The organism is Halomonas sp. AOP7-E1-9 (assembly GCF_052376035.1).
Taxonomy (GTDB): Bacteria; Pseudomonadota; Gammaproteobacteria; order Pseudomonadales; family Halomonadaceae; genus Vreelandella; species Vreelandella citrativorans.
The window spans coordinates 1-18,535 of sequence record NZ_JBQSVC010000046.1; the positions used below are offsets into that span (position 1 = coordinate 1).

The 18,535-nt window shown below is 51.4% G+C and carries 15 protein-coding genes and 1 pseudogene; 11 read left to right on the forward strand and 5 right to left on the reverse strand.

Going from position 1 to position 18,535, the window contains the following annotated elements:
- The 8 genes and pseudogenes from ACT3R4_RS16960 to ACT3R4_RS16995 all read left to right on the forward strand — a co-directional run.
- Nucleotides 1–536: TRAP transporter substrate-binding protein (locus tag ACT3R4_RS16960; protein ID WP_496201242.1), on the forward strand; the 536-nt coding region annotated here is incomplete at its 5' end.
- Nucleotides 537–603: 67 nt separating this feature from the next.
- Nucleotides 604–1,143 (forward strand): TRAP transporter small permease, encoded by a 540-nt coding sequence (locus ACT3R4_RS16965; RefSeq protein ID WP_193063331.1) that lies wholly within the window; start codon nucleotides 604–606, stop codon nucleotides 1,141–1,143.
- Nucleotides 1,140–2,414 (forward strand): TRAP transporter large permease, encoded by a 1,275-nt coding sequence (locus ACT3R4_RS16970; protein WP_441679966.1) that lies wholly within the window; start codon nucleotides 1,140–1,142, stop codon nucleotides 2,412–2,414. The genes ACT3R4_RS16965 and ACT3R4_RS16970 overlap by 4 nt, the downstream gene beginning before the upstream one ends.
- Before the next feature lie 74 nt (nucleotides 2,415–2,488).
- Entirely contained in the window at nucleotides 2,489–3,649 is a 1,161-nt protein-coding gene (locus tag ACT3R4_RS16975) for an alpha-hydroxy acid oxidase (protein WP_223828067.1), read from the forward strand.
- A gap of 34 nt (nucleotides 3,650–3,683) precedes the next feature.
- Nucleotides 3,684–4,637 (forward strand): 2-hydroxyacid dehydrogenase, encoded by a 954-nt coding sequence (locus ACT3R4_RS16980; protein ID WP_441679964.1) that lies wholly within the window; start codon nucleotides 3,684–3,686, stop codon nucleotides 4,635–4,637.
- Nucleotides 4,638–4,744: 107 nt separating this feature from the next.
- Complete coding sequence (locus ACT3R4_RS16985; protein ID WP_190374364.1) at nucleotides 4,745–5,422, forward strand: GntR family transcriptional regulator; 678 nt, start codon at nucleotides 4,745–4,747, stop codon at nucleotides 5,420–5,422.
- A 330-nt stretch (nucleotides 5,423–5,752) separates the two neighbouring features.
- Nucleotides 5,753–6,196 (forward strand): annotated as a pseudogene (locus tag ACT3R4_RS16990) (dihydroxy-acid dehydratase domain-containing protein); the annotation flags it as partial.
- Nucleotides 6,197–6,246: 50 nt separating this feature from the next.
- Nucleotides 6,247–7,677 carry an IS1182 family transposase gene (locus ACT3R4_RS16995; protein ID WP_496201243.1) on the forward strand — a complete coding sequence of 477 codons (1,431 nt, stop codon included), beginning with the start codon at nucleotides 6,247–6,249 and terminating at the stop codon, nucleotides 7,675–7,677.
- Between the two features lie 659 nt (nucleotides 7,678–8,336).
- On the opposite strand, the gene ACT3R4_RS17000 is transcribed toward ACT3R4_RS16995, so the two are convergent.
- Nucleotides 8,337–9,248 carry a L,D-transpeptidase family protein gene (locus tag ACT3R4_RS17000; RefSeq protein ID WP_441679960.1) on the reverse strand — a complete coding sequence of 304 codons (912 nt, stop codon included), beginning with the start codon at nucleotides 9,246–9,248 and terminating at the stop codon, nucleotides 8,337–8,339.
- Between the two features lie 232 nt (nucleotides 9,249–9,480).
- Between ACT3R4_RS17000 and ACT3R4_RS17005 the strand changes: the two genes are divergently transcribed.
- Complete coding sequence (locus tag ACT3R4_RS17005; protein ID WP_087108432.1) at nucleotides 9,481–10,158, forward strand: response regulator; 678 nt, start codon at nucleotides 9,481–9,483, stop codon at nucleotides 10,156–10,158.
- Nucleotides 10,155–11,462, forward strand: coding sequence for an ATP-binding protein (locus tag ACT3R4_RS17010; protein ID WP_172117336.1), 1,308 nt, complete (start codon nucleotides 10,155–10,157; stop codon nucleotides 11,460–11,462). The genes ACT3R4_RS17005 and ACT3R4_RS17010 overlap by 4 nt, the downstream gene beginning before the upstream one ends.
- A gap of 11 nt (nucleotides 11,463–11,473) precedes the next feature.
- Here ACT3R4_RS17010 and dsbG read toward each other — a convergent pair whose 3' ends face one another.
- From dsbG to dsbD, 3 genes are read right to left on the reverse strand one after another with little or no spacing between them, the layout of a single operon-like run.
- Nucleotides 11,474–12,256 (reverse strand): thiol:disulfide interchange protein DsbG, encoded by a 783-nt coding sequence (gene dsbG, locus ACT3R4_RS17015; RefSeq protein ID WP_441679959.1) that lies wholly within the window; start codon nucleotides 12,254–12,256, stop codon nucleotides 11,474–11,476.
- Between the two features lie 26 nt (nucleotides 12,257–12,282).
- A complete protein-coding gene (locus ACT3R4_RS17020) occupies nucleotides 12,283–13,107 on the reverse strand; it encodes a prolipoprotein diacylglyceryl transferase family protein (protein WP_441679958.1) in 825 nt (274 codons plus the stop codon).
- On the reverse strand, nucleotides 13,104–15,011 hold the full coding sequence (gene dsbD / locus ACT3R4_RS17025; RefSeq protein WP_441679957.1) for a protein-disulfide reductase DsbD: 1,908 nt from the start codon (nucleotides 15,009–15,011) through the stop codon (nucleotides 13,104–13,106). Before dsbD ends, ACT3R4_RS17020 begins: the two co-directional genes overlap by 4 nt.
- Nucleotides 15,012–15,459: 448 nt before the next feature.
- On the opposite strand from dsbD, the gene ACT3R4_RS17030 reads away from it, so the two are divergent.
- The gene (locus tag ACT3R4_RS17030; protein ID WP_496201244.1) at nucleotides 15,460–16,086 is read left to right on the forward strand and encodes a DMT family transporter; all 627 of its coding nucleotides are present in this window, start codon (nucleotides 15,460–15,462) and stop codon (nucleotides 16,084–16,086) included.
- A gap of 1,007 nt (nucleotides 16,087–17,093) precedes the next feature.
- Here ACT3R4_RS17030 and ACT3R4_RS17035 read toward each other — a convergent pair.
- Entirely contained in the window at nucleotides 17,094–18,410 is a 1,317-nt protein-coding gene (locus ACT3R4_RS17035; RefSeq protein WP_441679956.1) for an aminotransferase class V-fold PLP-dependent enzyme, read from the reverse strand.
- Between the last annotated feature and the right edge of the window lie 125 nt (nucleotides 18,411–18,535).

Here is an 18,535-nt window from a genome sequence, read left to right on the forward strand (position 1 = left end):
ATCGTCCGATCACTAGCATGGAGGACTTCGAAGGGCTTCGTATGAGGATGCCTAACCTTGCAATGTATGTAGATGTTGGCCAGGCACTGGGCGCCAACGTGCAAACGCTGGGTTTCTCGGAAATCTTTACGGCGCTGGAGCAGGGGGTCGTTGATGGTCAGGACAATCCTTATGCCACGCTTTACAATTCCGGTTGGTATGAAGTTCAAAGCAACGTTCTAGAAAGCCGGCACATGTTCAGCCCCAATATTTACCTCATGAATAAGAAGTTCTTCGATAACTTGAGCGAAGAGGACCAGGATGTCATCAAGCTAGCTGCCGAAGAAGCGATGGAAATGGAATGGCAGCTCATGCAGGAGTCTGAAGAAGACATCAAGGCCAAGCTTAAAGAGGAAGGCCTGACTATTCATATGCCGAGCGATGATTTCCGCCAGAACATGGTCGATGCCATGGATCCTCTCTACGAAGATTTTTATGAAGAGTATGACTGGGCTAAAGACCTAGTAAACAAGGTAAGAAACTACTCGGAGCAGTAACGGTGTGCGGAGCCATGCCAGAAGCATGGCTCCGTAATAGTAGTCCCCCCATTCCCGAGAAGTCGTTATGAATTTTAAGTTATTGAATGCTTTAGAGCATCTACTCAAGGGAACGATTTTCGTATCGCTAGCCCTGATGGTAATTTTCGTTTTTTTGAATGTAGTTCTGCGCTACATGTTCAATAGCGGGCTGGCCTGGTCGGGCGAGGTTGCTCGATATTTATTTGTGTGGATCATCTTTTTGGGCTCGGTGATCGCCGTTAAGGAACAGAGCCACCTTGGCGTAGACATCCTCGTCAGCAAGCTTAACCTGTCTGTGCAAAAGATTTTATATACAGTCTCGACAGTATTAATTGTGGGTGTGCTAGCTCTGGCGCTTGATGGCTTGCTCGGGCTCATCGAATTGAACGCAGGGATAGGTAGCCCGACATCTGATATTCCAGTGAATACCTATTACTACGCTGGCGCAGTTTCTGTCGTACTCATGTCGATCATCTTTGTGATCCATACGGTACGTTTTGTTTTATTCAACAAGAGTGCGCCGCCATGGGCAAATTTGCCCAGCGACCATAAAGAGACGGAAAAAGCTATGGAGGAAGAGTCATGATCTGGCAGTTTTTGCTGGTACTGTTCTCGTTGCTGCTGATCGGGATGCCTGTTGCCTTCGCTATGATGATTGCTGCATCGGTCATGTTGTTTCTCGTAGGTATTTTCAACACGAGCACATTGGCAGAGTATCTTATTACCGGTGCCAACAGCTTTTCCCTTATGGCGATACCGTTCTTTATCCTTACCGGGGAAATCATGAACGCGGGAGGTGTCTCGAAGCGAATTGTCGATTTTGCCTCCTCCTTAGTGGGGCATTTCCGTGGTGGCCTAGGTTATGTAGCAATCATTGCCGGTGTTGTGTTTGCTGGTCTGTCCGGCTCGGCCGTTGCCGATACCGCTGCACTGGGCGCTATTCTGATCCCTATGATGGTTGCTCAAGGTTACAATAAAAATAGTACTACGGGCTTAGTGGCGTCGGTAGGCATCATTGGTACAGTCATTCCCCCCAGTATCCCCATGATTCTGTACGGCGTAGTGGGTGGTGTATCTATTACTCAACTATTCATGGCGGGCATCGTCCCTGGGCTCATTATGGCCCTGGGCATGATGCTGGTTTGGTATCTGTTATCAAGAAAGACAACAGCCGGCCGTGTTGAGAAGGCAACCGGACGCGAGCGCCTGCACTATTTCTTGCGTGCTTTCTGGGCGCTATTGCTACCGGGCATTATTATCATAGGGTTGCGCGGCGGCGTATTCACGCCGACCGAGGCTGGCGTGATCGCCGCCGTATATGCGCTGCTTATAAGCTTCGTCTACCGAGAGATCAAGGTCAGTCAACTCTATGATGTACTGGTCGGGACGGCGAAAACAACTGCAATTGTGATGTTGATCGCCTCTGCTGCAATTGTTACTGCGTATGCAATTACGGTGGCCCGTGTACCTGCGGAACTGGCAACAGTACTTGGAGGTATGACCGAAAACCCGACCGTCATGTTGCTGATTATCATGGCCTTCCTGCTACTTGTCGGTTGCGTAATGGATATGACTCCCGCAGTTCTAATTTTTGCGCCGGTGCTGATTCCTGTAGTTGAAAGTTTGGGCATCGATCCGGTCTATTTCGGTGTCCTCATGGTTATCAACCTGTCTATCGGATTAATTACTCCGCCAGTAGGAACTGTGCTCTATGTGGGCTGCAGTATAAGTAAAATAAGTTTGTTAGATATAACGAAAGGTATATGGCCGATGTTGGCAATGTATTTTGCGGTATTGATCAGTTTCATACTTTTCCCGCAGATAGTTACTGTTCCCATGGAATGGTTGTCTAAGTAGGTAAGCACTAATCAACTGATCAGAATTAACCAATATATAGCAGGTATAAAATGGATAGGTGTGCTTACTCAGGATTGAATTACCGCAAGGCTGTCAATGTCGAGGAGCTACGTGCGATTGCCAAGCGTCGTCTACCTAATTTTGTCTATGAGTATATTCATGGCGGCTCAGACGATGAAGTGACTCTTGAGCGTAATCGTGCGATCTTCGACAAGTATTACTTTACTCCCAGAACGCTAACGAAGGTTAGCAAGCAGCGCAGCCTGGAGACGTCAATTTTTGGTAAAAAAATTTCTATGCCAGTGCTGATCGGGCCTACCGGCTTCAATGGCATGGTGACTAAGGATGGTGATACGAAGTTAGCTAGGGCAGCGACACACTACGGTATTCCTTTTACCCTCAGCAATGCCTCGACCACCTCCTTGGAAGACATCTCTAAGATAGATGGCCTATGGCATTGGATGCAGATTTATTTCTATCGCAACCGTGATTACGTTAAGAAGTTAGTCGAGCGCTGCAAGGAGGCCAATTACGATACGATCGTTGTTACTACCGACAGTGCTATATTTGGTAACCGTGAGTGGGACAGAAGAAACTATTCACGACCTTTAGTGCTAACTATGAGAAACAAGTTGCACGTGTTAACCAAGCCGCGCTGGCTCAATGATGTACTAATTCCCGATGGCATACCTCAATTCAAGAATCTTGGCGACCTGCTGCCTCCTGGCGAGACGTCGGTAAAGGGCGCAGCCGCTGTGTTAGGCCAACAGCTCGATCCTTCGCTTAACTGGGATGACATCCGTTGGCTCCGGGACGAGTGGAAGGGCCGGCTTGTCATAAAAGGTATTCTGTCTGTCGAAGAAGCAGCCACCGCAGTAGAAGTCGGTGTCGACGGGATCGTACTCTCGAACCATGGCGGGCGTCAGTTGGATTACTCCGTTTCCCCGATGGAGCTAATTGCCGATATCAGAGCAAAAGTCGGGAATCAGCTCGCCATACTCGTCGACAGTGGCTTCCGACGTGGCAGCGATGTCCTGAAGGCCCGGCTATTGGGAGCCGACGCTGTGTTACTCGGCAGAACCACACTCTATGGCTTAGGGGCAGGTGGCCAGGAGGGCGCTGAGCATGCCTTGAACATCATCCGTGAGGAGATGGATCGAATACTCGGCCTCCTAGGCTGTAACGACCTCTCGGAACTCGATTCTGCATCTCTAATGGTGTCATCGTCTCGTTGATGTTTGCCCACTTTCCATCAGAATGGAACTAGTTATGGATACTCAAAACATTCCGAATGTTCTTGTTTTTGGCCCCAAGTCCCCCGATATTCTTGAGGCAATAAGCGAATTCGCGAATCCTATCGCCTACTGGCTGCATGGCTCTCTTGAGGCGTGTCTTGAAGCTTGTGAAGGCAATTTCCGTGCCGTGGTGAATACAGGAGAACAGCAAGTAAGCGCCGAACTTATGTCGCGGCTGCCTGCGCTGGAAGTCATAAGCTGCTTTGGGGTGGGGTATGACGGTGTCGATGTCGGAGAGGCCTCCCGGCGTGATATTGCCGTAACTAACACGCCGGATGTACTGACTGAAGATGTCGCCGATCTAGCAGTGGGGCTAACGCTTGCGGTAAGGCGTAATATCGTTGCTGCGCACAGATACGTTTGTGACGGCTCCTGGGAAAGGCAAGGCCCTATGGCGCTCTCAGCTCAGGTCAATGGCAAGCGTGTTGGCCTGGTCGGCCTGGGGCGCATTGGCAAGGCTATCGCTCGCAGGCTTCAGGCGTTTCAGTGTATTTTGCAATATTATGCAAGCACTGAAAAACCTGAGTTGCCATATCGCTTTTATAGTGACTTGGTTCGACTTGCTGAGGAGAGTGACATTCTAATCGTGACGTTGCCGGGCGGTGCTAACACTGACAAGATCATAAACCGTGAGGTCATGCTTGCTCTAGGCAACACTGGCTGTCTGATCAATGTCTCACGAGGCAGTGTGATTGATGAAGATAGTCTTATCGAGCTTCTCGAGAGCCGAGCCTTGGGGGCGGCAGGTCTTGATGTCTTTCGCAACGAACCACATGTGCCTGAACCGCTAAAACACATGCAAAACGTCGTTCTGCAGCCACACGCCGGAAGTGGAACTTGGGAGACCCGTTTTTCCATGCGTGATTTGGTGGTTGAAAATTTGCGCTGCCATTTCAATGGGTTGCCATTAATAACGCCGGTTAACTAACTAGTGAGATATTGATGATAGCCTTCGTTTCGTACTTGAGTGGCTTGCTATAGTCACTTAAGCGAAGCTGATATAGGTGAATTTATGGCCCTGCTGGAATATTGAGTATGAATATAATGAAGAGCAATCAAGCAGTCTCTACGAGCAGCTTCGCATACGCCACTATACGTGACAGGATAATTAACCTGTCCCTGAAGCCGGGAGAAAAGATTTCGGAAAAAGAGCTTGCTGATGAATTCAGTCTTAGCCGGACGCCGATACGGGAAGCGATGATCCGGCTCCAGTATGATGGCTTCGTGGATATCCTTGCACAGCGGGGTACTTACGTCACGCCAATTAAGAAGGATACTGTGATGGCGGCGCATTATGCGCGTTCCACACTTGAGTGTGCCCTAGTCCAGGATGCAGCTAGGCAATGTACTGAACAGCAGATCATTGATCTGAAGCTAAATCTTGATGAGCAGGAAGCTGCCTGTCGTAGAAAGACCTACCTTGATATCGAGCGCCTTGACGAAGAATTACACGCAAAAATAGCGGAAGCAGCCGGTTATAGTGAAGTATGGGACGTTATTTATCCTGTACGTCTACATATCAACCGGGTACGGATGCTATTTCTTGAAGAGCAGCGTATTCCATCCATTATCAGTGAGCATGCTGCCTTGATAAGTGCTATTGAGGCTCGCGAACCGGCACAGGCGCTAGATGCCATGCAAATTCATCTCTCTTATATTCAGACGAACCTAGCCAAACTGGCTGATGCTTACTCGGAATATATTAATAGCTAGTAGTAATTGAAAGTTAACACCTAACAGGTCACCGCACACGGGACTACAGTGTTTCCCTCCTGTCAGGTTGCGCGGGGTCGGTGGCCGACAGATTGGAACTACGCACCGGGATAAGCCCCAGGAGATAGAACTAATCGGCCGCATTTTTTTCTACTGCGCTGAGCCCGCCTTTTTCATCGTGGGGCCGAACGATCGTTTTGAAGCCAGTGGCTGTCGGCACGAACCTGCCTCAACAACTTTTGTCTTAACAATTCGACTTGGTTAGGAGAAGCGCTATGCTCCATGATCGCAATAATAGGCTAGAAGTGTCCGGAGAACATAGGGCAGTCCAAGGATGGTATTCGTGAAGCAGGAGGGAACTCCTCGAGTTTCCTATGCACCCCTTTCGCGAGAAAGTGCGGCGTTCGACAGCGGCGCTGGAACGCAACTTGGCTTACCTGGGATTCGTCCGAATTCCTGCACGATTACCCCCTGGACGGCGTGGTGCTGGATACCGGCTGCGAAAAGACCACCCTGTTCTGCCTGATGGCGGCGCCAACCGTCAATATTCCCGCCATCATGCTTTCGGGCGGCCCCATGTTCAATGGATGGCGCGGTAATGAAAGTATCGGATCGGGAAGCATTATCTGGGCATTGTGCAAACGTTTGGCAGCTGGCGACATCGGCTACGATGAGTTTCTTTTTCGGGCCACCAAATCCGCGTCTTCCATTGGTCGAGGGAAATGCGATATATCAGTCCACGCTGAATGTCCGCTCTTGGTCGAGGCTGTGTGAAAACGTAGTACCGACTATACTCTACCCATGACAGATCGTGGGAGGTACCGATGAAACGTTTCGTTGCAGGTGAATCCCGGTCCCAAGCTACGTTGTTTCCTGAGCTTCTGGATGATTTCGTTACTGAAGACAACCCGGTTCGGGCCATTGAAGTTTTTGTAGACGCTCTCGACCTCAAACAGCTGGGTTTCAAAGGTATTGATCCCCAGGCAACGGGTCGGCCCGCCTATCACCCCGCTGTACTTCTAAAAATCTATCTTTACGGTTACCTCAACCGCGTGCAATCCAGCCGCCGACTTGAACGTGAGGCGCAGCGGAATGTTGAACTCATGTGGCTAACGGAGCGCCTCGCACCGGACTTCAAAACGATTGCCGATTTCCGCAAGCACAATGGCAAAGCGATCCAAGCCACCTGTCGAGACTTTGTCGTTATATGTCGGCGTCTAGGGCTTTTTTCACAGTCGGTCATGGCAATCGATGGTAGCAAATTTAAGGCAGTCAACAATCGAGACCGCAACTTTACCTTGGCCAAAATGAAACGCCGCGCAGAAGAAATCGATAAGAGTATCGAGCGCTATTTACGCCAACTCGACGCAATGGACCAAGGCTCCACCGTTGTCACAGAAGCGCAGACGACAGGGTTGAAGGAAAAGATCGCCTCCCTCACAGAAGAAGTTCAGCAACTGCAATCCATTGAAATTCAAAGGACCGAGGCCCCTGATCAGCAAATCTCGTTGACGGACCCAGATGCTCGCTCCATGACGACGCGAGGAACGGGAATCGTGGGCTACAACGTTCAGACGGCTGTCGATAGCCAGCATCATCTGATTGTCGCCCATGAAGTCACTAATGTCGGCAGTGACCGGCGTCAGCTTTATCGGATGGCCAAGCAAGCACGCGATGCTAGCGGCGTCAGTGATCTCCACGTCGTCGCTGATCGCGGTTATTTTACAGGTAATGAAATTCTTGCGTGTCATGAGGCCGGTATTACGACGTATCTCCCTAAGCCCAAAACTTCGCCAAACCAGGCCAAAGGTATGTTTCCCAGGGAAGCGTTCCGATATGTGCCTGAACGTAATGAATATCGCTGTCCCGCGAGAGAGCGGCTTATTTGGCGCTTCAAGAACGTCGAAAAAGGCCAGACGCTACATTGCTATTGGAGTTCGGCCTGTCCGAATTGCTCAATGAAGTCGCAATGCACCACAGGTATTTATCGGCGCATTAAACGCTGGGAACACGAAGAAGTATTGGAGGCGGTAACATCACGTCTGGATCAGACGCCGGATATAATGCGCACCCGTCGTCAAACGGTTGAACATCCCTTTGGCACGTTGAAAGCGTGGATGGGTGCGACACACTTTTTAACCAAAGGGCTTAAGAACGTCGGAACGGAAATGAGTCTTCATGTGCTTGCCTACAACATGAAACGCGTCATGAATATCCTTGGCCCCAAGGGTCTGATCCAGGCATTGCGGGCATAAGGCCTTAGTCCGGACCTAGCTCTGCCAAGCTTGCGGTAGCCAATAACGCGCTTTTGTAAGGGCTTCTTAGGCTTTATCTCGATTAACGTCGGATTTGGCATATGAAATGAAAGCGTTCTGATCTGTCTTGCTAGCCGATAGTCGTGCCAATACGACTGAACACTGTCACCGCCAACTGATTTTTAGGTTTTCACACAGCCTCGGCCGATAGAAGAGATTTAACTTATGTTGATGTATTCATTTCGGCAATTTATGACCCTGAGCGGCCATTGAGTGTCTACGAGACTAGGGGCAATTCAGCCTCCGTGCTTAATGCATTTAGCAAAGTTGGAAATATACGATGACTTGGCTTATAACCTGGGTTTAACTAACCGACTGTAAAGAGCTTCGCGCTCGTTTACCGCTCGACTATAGCGTTGCCACTATTGCTTACCACCATGATTTATTCCCTTTTTATGTTCCATTTATCCCTGAAGAGCGCCGTAAACGATGACTTGCATGGGGAATGGGGCACAGTAAACTTGGCGACGGACGTGGCAGTATCACTTGTGAAAGTACTTTGCCACGTTTAAACCCATAACAACCACTAAAATTCACTAAAAAGATGGACTAAATTAGCGGCTCTATAAATCCACTCCCCCTTCTAAGCGCGTTCTGCATTACTTCATAATCAATGTTTGAGCGCTTTTTTCCGGTAATTTGTCGGCATAGTTAACGATATCCAGCAAGTCGTTCATGTTCGTTTCTTGTTCATTAAACGAAGTAAATGCCTGCAAGTGCGGCAAGTGGTCGGCGTCCCAGCCAAGCTTGACCGGTTCATCGATAATATTGACTTGGGTGCCGTTGGGTATTTGCTCAAATACGGCTTTAATATCATCGGGGTGCATACGGATACAACCCCGACTGGCACGCATACCAATACCATCTGGTTGGTTCGTGCCATGAATTAAATAGCCAGGAATATCCAATAAGATAGCGTGCTGACCGAGTGGGTTATCAGGCCCTGGCGGAACGACACTGGGCGGTGGGTCGCCGCGTTCAGCCGCTTCCTGGCGAACAGATTCGGGTGGATACCAAGCGGGATCCTCAAGGCGCATAGTGGTTTTAGTAATCCCCAATGGTGTATCGAATCCATCTCGGCCGATGCCAATGGGATAAGTCTCGACGCGAGGTGTTTCTCCCTCTTGCACCTCGGGATAGTAGTAAAGCCGCAGCTCTGCGATATTAATGACCACACCTTTACGCTCCACATCCGGCAGTATGTGCTGCGCTGGAATTTGAACCTGCGTCCCTTTACCGGGAACCCAAAGACTGGTGTCAGGATTGGCCCGTCGAATTTCCTCATATCCGACACCGTGCGCGTGAGCAATATCGAGCAAGGTATCCTCTTCGTTCTCTACTTGAACGGTATAAGCTTCACCCACGATATTGCCGGTTTCAGGCAATAGATAATGTCCTGGCGGCCGTGAGGTCTCGCCAAAAGCCGAAAATGAAGCAAGCCACAATGCCACCATGAATACGCAGCGAAGCAGTCGACCACTGACTGCAGGTTTTACAAAGCAAGAGTTCATAAGAAACGTTACTCACTATACGACCAAAAGCTCATTAGGCATGATGAACATTAACTGTAAATGAAGCGTGGATGTGGATAATGGCGGCTTTTGGCATTACATAATGCTGTTTAGTTGTTGGTTTGGATGGTTTCGATCTATCGGCTGCAAAATGGGGCTGCCTCATATTAACTTCATCCCCTAATGGCATACTGCTGATAGAAACCATTTTCTATGACCTTGAGGAGTAAGTATGCGGGTATTACTGGTCGAGGATGATGCCCCGGTAGCGGCTGGCGTCGAAGCAGGATTGGCACTGAGCGGCTTTGTGGTTGATACCGTCACCACCTTGGATACTGCGAAAGGCGCGCTAGCCACCATTAACTACGATGCTGTTATTCTCGACCGTCGATTGCCCGATGGAGATGGTTTGACGTTATTGAAGCATTGGCGTCATGCGAGCGTGGCGACGCCAGTGCTGATGCTAACGGCTCGAGATGCGGTAGCGAGCCGCGTCGAGGGCCTTCAGGGAGGCGCAGACGACTATTTGGTCAAGCCGTTTGATCTTGACGAGTTAACAGCCCGGCTCCAATCGTTATTACGCCGTACGGCAGGGCAAGTGGATCACGCCATTCGTCACGGCAGCCTGGCATTAGACCCCGTCACACGTAGCGTCACGTTGGATGGAGAACCCGTCGTCCTGTTGCGACGCGAGTTAATGCTGCTGGAAGCATTAATTCGAGCTCGCGGGCGAATTCTGAGCGCCGATCAATTGAAGGACTGCCTTTACGGTATTGATGATGAGATCGAAAGCAATGCGCTTAATGTGCACATCTACCAACTGCGTCGCAAGCTGGGACGCAACGTGATCGAAACCGTGCGAGGTTTGGGTTATCGACTTGGCAAATACAACAGTGATGCGACCTCATGAATCTGCGCTTACGTCTGGTTGCTACACTTGGAATTACTCTCGTGCTGCTATGGAGTATCACTGCCATATGGTCAATGCGCGACCTGTCGGCGCAGTTGGAAGAGTCTCTGGATCAGCGTCTGGCTCAATCGGCGCGAATGGTGGCTGGTTTGTTGGATCGCGTGCCAGCAACGTCTTGGAACGGTACAGAAGATGAAACGCCAACGATTCCTTCGCTGGATGGTATCGCTTGTCGAGTATCATCGCTTCGTGGTCAAGTGGTGGCGGGTACGCATCCGGAAATGAACGACGTGCTTGCCGTTGAGGCTGAGGGGTATCGTTATCGCGAGCACAACGGGCAGCGCTGGCGAGTTTACACGTTAGTTGATAACGACAAGCGTATTACGGTGGCTGATCGTCTGAAAGAGAGAGAAGCACTGCTGCTGCAGGTTCGCCGGGCCGCGCTTTACCCATTTCTACTGGCGCTGGTGGGCAGTCTTGTTGCGCTATGGTGGGGGGTAACACGAGGACTTGCGCCGCTTGCCAAGTTACAACAACGACTTATTCTGCGCGAACACAATGACCTTTCGGCACTACCTCTTCATGGATTGCCTGGTGAAATTCGCCCGCTGATCGATAGTTTCAATACGCTACTGGCACGAACGCGACGTATGCTTGAATTGGAGCAGCGCTTTACCGACGATGCTGCCCACGAACTTCGTACACCGTTAACTGCCGTTCGCACACATCTGCAAATCGCGAGGCGTGTTGACGGTCACCAGCAGTACGAAGCGATGCAGCAAGCTGAAGCTGGGGTAGATCGACTAACGAAAACGCTTGGTCAGCTTTTGCTATTGGCGCGAATGGAAAGTGAGGACATCACACGTGCCCGTCGTCCTGATCCTACTCCTCTTGGGGGGGCACTGGTGGCTGCGATGACAGAAACCGGTAGCCGTGATCATTGTCATTATCCCCAAGGCGTTAACCAAGTACATGTCGCCCTATCTGAGCCGCTTCTCGTGACGGTTCTACGCAACCTGCTCGAAAATGCGATGCGTCACGGCGCACCCGGTGCGCCGATAGAGATTTCCGTACAGGAATCAAAGGGAATGACAGTCATCGATATCACTAGTCAAGGTGAAACCATTGCTGCCGAACACCTCTCCCGACTGACGGAGCGCTTTCATCGGGGAGATCATCCTAAAGGTAGTGGCTTGGGTCTTTCGATCGTCGAGGCGATTGTCACCCGGGCAGGAGGCCGAGTGACGTTCGCATCTGGCAATGGTGTTGGGCTACGAGTGACGCTTCAATTGACTTCGGGTTGAACCCGTTTAGATTAAGGTGAATCACTCCCCATAATGGCTCGAAGCTTATCGGGCGAGGGAGCACCCATCACACTGTGCACGTCACCGTTGTCATCCTGATAAAAGGTCGCTGGCGTTGCGAAGAGTTGGCCATCGCGCATTAGCTGGGTGTTTTCGCTAACCCACTGCTCGCTTTGGTCATCCCCTTGATTTTCGGGCATGGCATCGTTGCGGTAATGCTCAGCCAGCGCTTCGCCAGGATTATCCGCATTGAGTATCGCGGCTGCCTTTTCAGGGCTGTCTGCTTTGAGAATACCTACCATCAAATGACGAACCTGAACGTTGCCACTTTCAACCCAGGGTTGGGCGTCTTCCCACAGTTGGCGGCAGTAAGGACAGTTGGGGTCACTAAAGGTATATACGATACGGGGTGCCTCTTTATCGCCATCGCGCACCCAGTGTTGGCTATCCATTTCTTGCCATAACTCGGCGTTTCTTGGGCCGTTGACGAGCTGCTCTAGCCGCTCAGCTGATACGTCCTGACCCTCGGCATTAATCAGTGTACCAACTAGCGCATGCTCGCCTCCCGAGGTAAGGTATGCCGCAATCGTCTGGCCACGAGCACTACCTGCATATCCAGTCAGCCCGTCCGGCGCATCGAATTCTCCATGAATCGTGAGACCTTGCTGTTCGAGCTCTTGAATAGGGGCGGGCCACTCAGCGGCAGTTGCAGGCAGACTTGTTGCCAGCGCGATGCTAGTCCCAAGCGTTAGTGTGAGGCGTAGTGGTGTCATACAGGCGTTGAAAGCGGCCATGTGTGTTGTCTCCAAAGTGAGGTGAGTTAGAGGTTGAAACGCGCTAGACTGCGATCGAGCGTGGCGCGAGACAGCTCTCCAAAGTGGGTGTCGATAAGCGTGCCATCGGCGTTGTAATAAAGCGTGGTGGGCATGGCCATGGCACCCACGTCATGGCCGAGCGCATTGTTCCGGTCGAGGTAGACATTATCGAGGGTGAGTGACTCTTGCTGTAAAAAGGCACTAACGGTGCTGAGGTTCTCGCCCTGATTGACGAACACGAACGTCACGTCGTCTCGCTCTTGTTGAGCCTGCTCAAATACAGGCATTTCGCGTCGACACGGCGGGCACCAACTGGCCCAAAGATTGACCACCATGGGGCGATCAGCTTCGCTTAGCATAGTGGGAAGAGTCACTTCGTCATGCTTAAGCGTGGTTAACGCCGTCGAAGGAATGCTAGCACCTTGAGATACCATGAGTGTCAGTGCCCCCGCCGTCAGCGACCAGGTCAGAGCCCCTGATATTACGGCTGTCCCGAGAGGGCCGCGCTCGTGAGGTTGGCGCCATAGCCGCCAAGCAAGGTAAACCAAGGCGACGACAAGGCCCGCTAGCGGCTCGAAGCCGCGATCGCGTATGTCAAACCACGACCAGAACGTATCGTAGCTTTCGCCATATTGGACGATGAAAACAAGTCGCGCCCCGATCACACCCAAGAGCATGGCATTGAAGATGCTATCGCCAACGTTGACCTTTCGACGGCGGCCTAGCCAGCCTCCGATGATCAGTGCGATAACTATCGAAAGCATCAGCAAAAGCTGCCCTACGCTCAGAGCTAACGGGCCGATAACGAGGCTGCGATCCAGGGGACTCATGAACCACCTCCAGTGGTACTGCTGCCGGTTTGTTTGGCCTGATCGAAGCGCTTCAGAAATGTGTCAGCGTCTAGTTCGCCGATAATGCGCGCACTGCGCCGCTCGTGCCCGTCAGAGCCGAACCACATTAGCGTTGGCGGCCCAACGATGCCGAAGTGCTCCATGATCTCCTTGTCAGATGCGTCGTAGTTAGTTACGTCGATGCTCAACCGTTGCACATTCTCCAGTTCGGCTTGAACAGTGGGGTCAGCGAAAACTTCCTGTTCGATCACCTTACAAGAGATGCACCAGTCGGCCGTAAATTCGACGAGCGTCATCTGGCCGCTAACCCCGGTTTGGTCAATACGGGCATCAAGCGTGGCTAGATCTTCAACCTCATCAAAGGTAAGCGGTTGCTCATTGTTTGACATCGAATCTGCTGTGTTTGAGCCTCCATTAGTTGATGTAAAAATCGCTAGCGGACGCCAAGGATCAGAGGCACCGCCGGCAGCGCCGATTAACATTAGCGCGCTCCATATGGCTATGCTTGCTGCACTGGCCGTCAAGACTTGAGACGTGATGCCACTAAGGCCTTCGTTCCGAGCAAGCGACATGAGGGCTATCGCAAAGCTAAGTGTTAGAGCGCCCCAAAGGCCGAGAACGATGGCATCAGGTATTACGCGAGCCACAAACCAAATCGCCATCCCCAGTAATACAAAGCCGAAAAGCGCTCTGATGCGAATCATCCAGGCACCCGGCTTAGGTAGAAGCTGGCTACCCACGGTGCCGATCAGGATGAGTGGTAGGCCCATTCCGAGTCCAAGCGATAACAGGGCTGCGCCGCCCAACCAGGGGTTGCCACTATCGGCAATGAACAGTAGCGCTCCCGCTAGCGGTGCGGTCATGCAGGGACCCACTAGCAGTGCAGAGAGCGCGCCCATGATGGCAACCCCTTTTAAACGCCCGCCGCGTTGACGCGCCATGCCTGCATCAAGCCGCTGGCGAAGCGCTCTCGGTAGCTCTAATTCGAACAAGCCAAACATGGCCAAGGCGAGAACGATAAACAGTAGCGAGAACAGGCCTATAAACCAGACGTTCTGAAATAGCATTTGTAGATTGGCGCCTGCCATGGCAGCGGCCACGCCGAGTAACGCATAGGTGGCCGCCATGGGCAGGACGAAGGCAGTAGACATCACGAAGCCTGCCGCTCGGTGGCTCTCGCCCACCTCTCGTCGCCCCACGATCAGGCTCGAAAGGATCGGTATCATCGGCAATACACAAGGCGTGAACGTCAGTAACAGCCCCATGCCGAAGAATGCCGCCAACGTCCAGAACCAATTACCTCCGGCCAGTTGCGCCGCCAGTTGCTGGTCTTCTGCCAACGTATTTTCTGGGTCGGAAGTAGGGCTTTCTTCAAATGAGGATTCGTTCGTGGCATCCGATGTTTCGTCCGTTTTGGATATGTCCTGGCCAGCAGACGCTAAGTCAAAGGTCTGTTCCTGAGGTGGATAGCAAAGGCCCGCATCGGCGCAGCCCTGCCAGCGAAGAGTAATCGTTTCAGCGTTGCCAGGCTGGGTGGTCATACTCAACGAATGACGATAAACCTCAGAGCGTCCAAAATACTCGTCCTCAATGGTTTCCCCGTCAGGGATATTCAGCGATAGCTCACGCCCATCGGCTTCAGCAGAAAAACGGTGGCGGTAAAGGTAGTAGTCGGGCTCGATTTGCCAATCAATCTCCAGAGATTCGCCATCATGGCTAAGTGTTGGCTTGAAGACTTGCTCTGGAGGAAGAACGCTCTCCTGCTGGCCAAAAAAAGATTGTGCAGTGGCTACTGTGGTAACGCTTAGCAACCCCAGTAATAGTACCCACTGCACCAGCCTAAAGCACATGGCCTCTTGTATCGGCCTGTTCATAGCTCGCATTTCCAGCACTCCTGATTCGATGCTGGATAGGATGGCTTATGGGGATTAACTGAAAATGAAGGTTTTCCTGCCTAGTGGCTTGGCTGGCGTACAGACGGCCCTACCTGATACTCTGGCAGTGACCGACGCACTGCTTTCAGCGGCCCGGAGCAGGGTCCCATGACGCCCTTCTCCGCCGTCAACGATGTTAGTTCAACACGAGAAGCGAGGTTACAGGATGGGTGCGAGTACAATTTTTGTGGTGCTGGCGGCGCTTTTCTGGGGTTATCTGGCGGGATCGGCGGAATCCTTATAGCCGACGGTTGGGACGCGTTCGTGGTTTCCTTCTACCGGGTTGCGAGCGGACTGCTGTGCGTTCTCGTCTGGATAATACTGCGTCCACAAAGTAGAGGCCTGACAAATCGCCAGTATCGGCGTAACGGGTAACTTCTCATTCTATTTCTTAAGTATTGCGCACGGCAGTGTTGCTGTTGGGGCTGCACTGATGTACAGCGCCCCAGTCTTCGTATATCTCATATCCTTCGCTCTAAGGCTCGAAAGTCCCACGCCGCTGAAGTGGGCCGCGATCGCAGTCGTACTTCTTGGTGTCGAGTTGCTTACACGGATTTATGACATCGGTGCGAGTGGCGTTACGGCGATGGGTGTAGGTGCTGGTCTGCTTGTCGGACTGTCCTACGCAATATTCATTTTCGGATTCAAGTATGCGGCGCCACATGGTAGCCCGCGGGCTATTCTCTCTATAGCGCTTACAGTACTTGCCACTAATCTTATCTGGCCGAGTGATGTTGGCCAGACGGTTGCTGTCCTGGGCACGCCGGATTGGCCGCCATTCGCAGTACTCGGTGTGCTCGGCGCAGATTTGTATTTTGTTCTTTATAACTTCGGCTTGAAGCATACTGCCCCGGCCGTGGCCACCGTTGTGGAAATGGTCGAACCGGTCACCGCGACGCTGTTCGGAGTCGTAGTGTTAAGCGAAACCCTGGTAGGGCCGCAAATTCTGGGTATGGGATTGATATTAGTCACAGTGACCGCACTGAGCGTCTTTTTTAAGTTCTGGACGGCCACCTCTGGATAGAACCACTAGCTGGTTAGCGCTCTGATCCAAGATCCACCGCTGTGATTACTGCTATCTGTAGGCATCGACAACTAGCGAAGGGTGAACAGAGAAAGGTAACGAGTTATTTCATGGTTTATTTGCTTGTTGCCTAGCTAAATATTACAGAAGGCGCGGAGTAGTCAAACCACTCAAACTACCCATTATATCAAAACTTACTAAATTTCCGCTCTTGGCCGAAACGAGGAATGCTCGTGCTTAGGTGCTATCGACCCTGAGCGGCCCTTCCGGGGAAAGCGGCATGCTATTTCAGCCGTGTTAGGCCTTTCCTATTGAGGTGGTACGTGGTGACCCAAACAAGAATAAGAATTTGGAGATGGAAGTGATCAGTCGCGGTTCTGAGTGGCACAGATGGGAGCCGCATATCCATGCGCCCGGCACTATCCTCAACAATCAGTTCGGTGTATCCGACCCCTAGGGCTCCTACTTTTCGATGCTCGAAGCCTTGACGCCGAAGATCAAGGCGGTCGCTGTGACTGACTACTACGTTACCAACACATACGAGGAATTCCTTCAGCATAAGGACGCAGGCCGATTGCCCGACGTGTCGCTAATCATCCCTAACATCGATACCGCTATTGGTGGTGTCCCTCCTCGGCAGCTACTGATGACAGCTTAAATTTCTACGAATAGCTGCTTCGTAAAGTGGGGGGATTACGGCACCTATGGTACGGTTTCTCAAAAGCCAGTTACTATTTATGGCTTAATAAGTTAGGCGAAAAGAGCGTAACGGATGCAAAGTGCTTTAAAAAACTCGAAACTGAAGTACACGATTAAAAAATCTTATCGCCGAATCGATGCTGGAGATAAAGGGCACTTGCAAAGCGCTTCGAATCGCTTGTATGTGTACCATTCAATGTGCTCTTTCCCCGTCTTAGACCGCAACGGGGCATAGCGGGAGCGCAAAATAACTCTGGCAAACCGGCACTGTCGCTATGATGCTGGCATGATCAATATGAACCTTTGCCTCAGTGCACAGTGAAAATAGTTCCCAGTGCTTGAAGACAAATATCGATTTCTTCAGGAGTGTTATAGTGAGCAAGAGAAATACGGGTTATCGAGGCCAAGCCAAACGGTCGCAGGATGTTCCCCGAAAAAGCGTCATCGCTTCGGGCATGAACACGTATGCCATGCTCGCCTAGATAGGCCACTACCTGAGTGGCGTTAATACCCTCTATTGCAAAAGAGATGGTTCCTTCCCGATATGGGGAGTCGACCTGCCCAATCAGTTTTACCCTTGGCAATGACCCCAGTCCGGGAAGCTTCTCCGTCCCTTCGATCAAGCGCATAACTAACGCTTTTTCATGGTTATGCATGGCTCTGCCCGCCGCCACGAGTCGTTCACGCCGCAAAACGCTGTCTGTGAAAGAGCTACCCAGCCACTCAAGATATTTCACTACCTCATCAGCACCGGCCAGTGCAGATGGATCACGACTGCCTAACTCCCAGACATTATCGGATTTACCCGCCAGACGATCGTGATCCACTATACTCAGTCGCGAAGATACCCAAGCATACCCATTATTAAAACGACAAAAGGCCTTGTACATTGAGATGACATACCCGTCCACACCATAGGCTTCAACGTCAAGCGCACCATGGGGTGCATGCTGGATGCCATCAACTATGATGTAGCATTCTGGTGCGATCCTCCTAATGCTCCGAGCAATCCCCGCTACATCCTGAACCATGCCCGTGACCGGGCTAGTATGTATGATGGTAGCCACTCTTGTGTCTGGCTGTACCACCGCTTCGTAATCAGCTGCAGTAACACGACCGCTCGCAGTATCAAAGGGAACCTTCATCCATTCCCGGTTGGTGCGCCTTGCCCATTGAGCAGTCGCGTCAAATGTTGCTGGGTGCTCAAGCTCACAGGCGATTACGCTCCCTCCTGTCGGCGCAGCCATCAAGGCAGCCCGAATTAGTCGGAAAAGGCATTCGGTTCCTGTTTCTCCTCCGAAGATCACGTTATCCCCCTCATTAGCACCAAAAAATGTTGCAAGTGCCTGCTTTCCATTGCTCACGACTTGTGATATTGCGTGAGAAGCGAGGTTGTTGCGATGTTCATTATCAGGGATGCTAGCTATTTCTGAGCCTCGCTCTATCACTGATTTGAGTGTCAGAGTGCCGCCTGCATTCTCAAAATAAATGCGCTTACCAGTAAACGGGCAATGGTCTACATGGCAAAAGCGCTCACGGATAGCAGATAGTAGCTCGGGAGAAAAACTCTGGGATGCATTTTTATACGCTGGCGTGTCGGCCCCGGTAGCATGTATGTTTGTCATCTTATTTATCTCCAAAATTGATAATGAATCAGGTAGTAGCGGTGCGATGTTGGCACCAGAGTGCGAGAACAAGTGCCAAGATTGCTGATAAGAATAGCGTTAGCGACAGAAGATGGAATAAAAAG

Coding starts and splice junctions, on each gene's coding strand:
- ACT3R4_RS16965 (WP_193063331.1), top strand. CDS start 604: ATGAATTTTAAGTTATTGAATGCTTTAGAGCATCTACTCAAGGGAACG.
- ACT3R4_RS16970 (WP_441679966.1), top strand. CDS start 1,140: ATGATCTGGCAGTTTTTGCTGGTACTGTTCTCGTTGCTGCTGATCGGG.
- ACT3R4_RS16980 (WP_441679964.1), top strand. CDS start 3,684: ATGGATACTCAAAACATTCCGAATGTTCTTGTTTTTGGCCCCAAGTCC.
- ACT3R4_RS16985 (WP_190374364.1), top strand. CDS start 4,745: ATGAATATAATGAAGAGCAATCAAGCAGTCTCTACGAGCAGCTTCGCA.
- ACT3R4_RS16995 (WP_496201243.1), top strand. CDS start 6,247: ATGAAACGTTTCGTTGCAGGTGAATCCCGGTCCCAAGCTACGTTGTTT.
- ACT3R4_RS17000 (WP_441679960.1), bottom strand. CDS start 9,248: ATGAACTCTTGCTTTGTAAAACCTGCAGTCAGTGGTCGACTGCTTCGC.
- ACT3R4_RS17005 (WP_087108432.1), top strand. CDS start 9,481: ATGCGGGTATTACTGGTCGAGGATGATGCCCCGGTAGCGGCTGGCGTC.
- ACT3R4_RS17010 (WP_172117336.1), top strand. CDS start 10,155: ATGAATCTGCGCTTACGTCTGGTTGCTACACTTGGAATTACTCTCGTG.
- dsbG (WP_441679959.1), bottom strand. CDS start 12,256: ATGGCCGCTTTCAACGCCTGTATGACACCACTACGCCTCACACTAACG.
- ACT3R4_RS17020 (WP_441679958.1), bottom strand. CDS start 13,107: ATGAGTCCCCTGGATCGCAGCCTCGTTATCGGCCCGTTAGCTCTGAGC.
- dsbD (WP_441679957.1), bottom strand. CDS start 15,011: ATGCGAGCTATGAACAGGCCGATACAAGAGGCCATGTGCTTTAGGCTG.
- ACT3R4_RS17035 (WP_441679956.1), bottom strand. CDS start 18,410: ATGACAAACATACATGCTACCGGGGCCGACACGCCAGCGTATAAAAAT.